We start from the raw sequence: 1,320 nt of genomic DNA on the forward strand, positions 1-1,320 counted from the left end.
TTCAGCTCATGCTAATTGAGTCGCTATGTTCTGGGACTCACCAAGTGGCTGGAAGGCGTGGAGAATATACTCGCAGTCGCACCGCAGGGGTAAGGGAACGTGACCGTGCTGGACTTGCTCAAGAAACATTTCGGTTACGACCAGTTCCGTCCGCTGCAAGCGGAGATCATCGCCGGTGTGCTGGAGCGGCATGACACCCTGGTTCTGATGCCCACCGGCGGCGGGAAGTCCCTCTGCTATCAGTTGCCCGCGCTACGCTTCGACGGGCTGACGCTGGTCGTCTCACCACTGGTCGCCCTGATGAAAGACCAGGTCGATACGCTCAAGGCCAACGGCATCGCCGCCGAGTTCATCAACAGCAGCCTGACCTACCCGGAACTGAGCCGCGTGCAGAGGCGGGTACAACGGAATGCGGTCAAAATCCTGTACGTCGCCCCGGAGCGGCTGGCCCTGCCGGGCTTCCTGGATCTCCTGGCCAAACTCACGGTCAGCCTGGTGGCCGTGGACGAGGCGCACTGCATCTCCATGTGGGGCCACGAGTTCCGGCCCGATTACCGGAATCTTGTCGCCCTGCGGCACGCCTTGCCCGGTGTCCCGTGTATCGCCCTGACCGCCACGGCGACCGAACAGGTCCGCCACGATATTGCCGAACAACTCGAACTGACTCAGCCACAGGAGTTCCTGGCCAGCTTCAACCGCGCCAACCTGACCTATAGCGTGCGCCCGAAGCGCAACTCCGTTGATGCGCTGACCGACCTGCTGAACGAGTATCGGGGCGAGTCCTGCATCGTGTACTGCTTTTCGCGCAAGAGCACGCAGGACCTGGCCACTGCGCTGTGCGAGCGGGGTCTGTCCGCCCTGCCCTACCACGCCGGCCTGGATACGACGGTACGCAGCCAGACCCAGGAGAAATTCATCCGCGACGAGGTCCCGATCATCGTGGCGACCATCGCCTTCGGTATGGGCATCGACAAGCCCGACGTCCGGCTGGTCGTGCACTACGACCTGCCCAAGTCGCTCGAAGGCTATTACCAGGAGACGGGCCGCGCCGGGCGCGACGGCCTGCCCAGCGAGTGCGCGCTGTTCTACTCTTACGGCGACAAGGTGAAGCAGGATTTATTCATCGACCAGATAGAAGACGCGGCGGAGCAACGAAACGCACGGGATAAGCTGGCGCAGGTGATCGAGTTCTGCGACCTGCAAACCTGCCGCCGACAATATTTGCTGGCCTACTTCGGCGAAGACTGGCAGCAGGATAACTGCGGGGGGTGTGACGTGTGTCTCACGCCCAGGGAGGAGTTCGACGCCACCGTCATCGCC

At 62.3% G+C, this 1,320-nt stretch carries 1 protein-coding gene; it reads left to right on the forward strand.

The window, feature by feature from the left end:
* Positions 1-99: 99 nt before the first annotated feature.
* Positions 100-1,320: ATP-dependent DNA helicase (locus OXG98_19825; protein MCY3774260.1), on the forward strand; the 1,221-nt coding region annotated here is incomplete at its 3' end.

The sequence above is a fragment of the Gemmatimonadota bacterium genome (genome assembly GCA_026706345.1).
Lineage (GTDB): Bacteria > JAAXHH01 > JAAXHH01 > JAAXHH01 > JAAXHH01 > JAAXHH01.